Genomic DNA, 2,111 nt, shown 5'->3' on the forward strand with positions numbered 1-2,111 from the left:
AGTATGGGCTGATCGAGCGCTAAAGAAGCTTAAAAAAGCTAGCAATCCGCACGAACCGTTAGCTGCGACTTTGCGCAGCTCGGTTCTGTGCCATCCTTGGCGGCATAAGCTTTCGTTTCGCGTTGAAATATAGGCAGAAGTATACGAGTGAAACTTATACTTTCCTATATTTTAAACAAAATAACGTGCACCTTAAAGGTGCACGTCGTAGCCGCTCGCGGTGAGCTGTTCGATCGCTTGATCTAAATTTTCTTGATTGCGGAACGACAGCCTTAGAATGCCCGGCACGTCTTCCCTGCTCTCAATAATATGCATGTTGCTTAGATTAATCCTCTTATTGCCTAGCTCGCTGGCAATCTTGCCGATTATGCCCGGCGTATCGGGCACGTCGACGTAACAATCGAATGTCGAATGAATGATCCCTTTGCGGCGCTCAGGCATTTTACTGCGGAAATCCCTTGCTGTGCGGAAAGCTTCTTCGATCGATTCGCCATCGGATCGTTCGATCATGTCGGCGAACTTGTTTGTCTCATTGCTCCAATCGCGCAGAAGCTGCAGCAGCACACTGCGGTTGTTCACCAATATATCGCGCCATACGACGGGATCGCTGGAAGCTATGCGCGTAATGTCGCGGAAGCCGCCCGCAGCAAGCGATTCATACAAGCCGTTGCTCTCATTGTAATTGCGAACTTGATTCACGAGCGCAACCGCAATCATATGCGGAAGATGGCTGATGGCGCCTACAATCTCGTCATGTTCCCGAGAATCGACGATAACCATATTCGCCTTCGTATGACTAAGCAGTTCCTTCAGCTTGTCCACTGCGACCGCAGGTGTATGCTGATCAGGCGTCAGCACGTAATAGGCGTTCTCTAACAAGTAGACGGAAGCCGCCTCAACCCCTGAACGCTCCGAGCCCGCCATTGGATGACCGCCGATAAATACCGCATCTCCTAAATCAAGCGTGCGCGCACATGCCGCAACCGAAGCCTTTGTGCTCCCTACATCCGTAATAATACAGCCCGGCTTCAAGTTGAATGTGCTAAGCTCAATCAAGTATTCTTCCAGGTTGCCTACTGGGACGCACAAAATGATGAAGTCCGCTTGCTCAGCGGCTTCCCGCTTCGAGGTCGTTGCATAATCAACAACGCCGCGCTGCATATATTTCTCTACCGAGGATTGTCGGTTGGAATAACCGATGACGTGCATATCGGGTTTCCCTTTCAGACAGAGAGCGATAGACCCTCCGATCAATCCGACGCCAAAAATCGCAACCGTAGTCATAAAATTATTTTTGCACCGCCGATTCTTGCAATACCTGCTCCAATGCTGCAACAAACTTCTCGTTCTGCTCATGTGTCCCTACCGAAATACGGACGTAAGTCGGATAGTTAGCCCAGCGCGGTCTTGAGATGATCCCTTTGCGAAGCAGCGCATCGAACACTTCCTGCGACGGACGCTTCGCGTCGAACATCACGAAGTTGCCGTGTGCCGGGAAATAAGGTAATCCGAGACGCTCGAGCTCGCCTGTAATGTACGTTATGCCGCGGTTGTTCTGCTCTCTGCAGTAAGCAACGTATTCCTGATCGTCAAGCGCCGCTCTAGCCGCTGCTTGAGCCATACGTGACGTGTTGAACGGCTCTCTTACTTGATTGATGAAGCCGACTATTTCCGGTTGGCCTACGCCGTAGCCGATACGCAGCGACGACAAGCCGTATATTTTCGAGAATGTACGCAGTACGATCAGATTCGGATAGTCATGCAGCAGCTTAATGCCGTCCGGGAAGTCCGGATTGTCGACAAACTCGCAATAAGCCTCATCAAGCACAACAAGCACATGGTTTGGCACCTGCTTCAAAAATGCTGTCAGCTCGTCTTTCGTTACGATCGTGCCGGTCGGGTTGTTAGGATTGCACACCCATAGCAGCTTCGTCCGGCTTGTTACCTTCGCGAGCATCGCATCGAGATCATGCTTGCCGTCCTTGAGCGGCACTTCTATGATATTCGCGTTCTCGATCTCGACATTATGTTTATATTGGGAAAAAGTTTCGTTAGCCATGATCGTCTCATCGCCCGGAGCGATGAATGCTCTCGCAAGCATAAGAATAATG

The 2,111-nt window shown here is 50.6% G+C and carries 2 protein-coding genes; both read right to left on the reverse strand.

The window, feature by feature from the left end:
* Positions 1-192: 192 nt before the first annotated feature.
* Positions 193-1,284 carry a prephenate dehydrogenase gene (locus AB4Z33_RS30850; protein WP_442053558.1) on the reverse strand — a complete coding sequence of 364 codons (1,092 nt, stop codon included), beginning with the start codon at positions 1,282-1,284 and terminating at the stop codon, positions 193-195.
* A 4-nt stretch (positions 1,285-1,288) separates the two neighbouring features.
* Positions 1,289-2,111: histidinol-phosphate transaminase (hisC, locus tag AB4Z33_RS30855; RefSeq protein WP_442053559.1), on the reverse strand; the 823-nt coding region annotated here is incomplete at its 5' end.

Origin of the sequence: Paenibacillus sp. 2TAB19, assembly GCF_052115185.1 — a bacterium.
Lineage (GTDB): Bacteria > Bacillota > Bacilli > Paenibacillales > Paenibacillaceae > Pristimantibacillus.

Coding starts and splice junctions, on each gene's coding strand:
- AB4Z33_RS30850 (WP_442053558.1), bottom strand. CDS start 1,284: ATGACTACGGTTGCGATTTTTGGCGTCGGATTGATCGGAGGGTCTATC.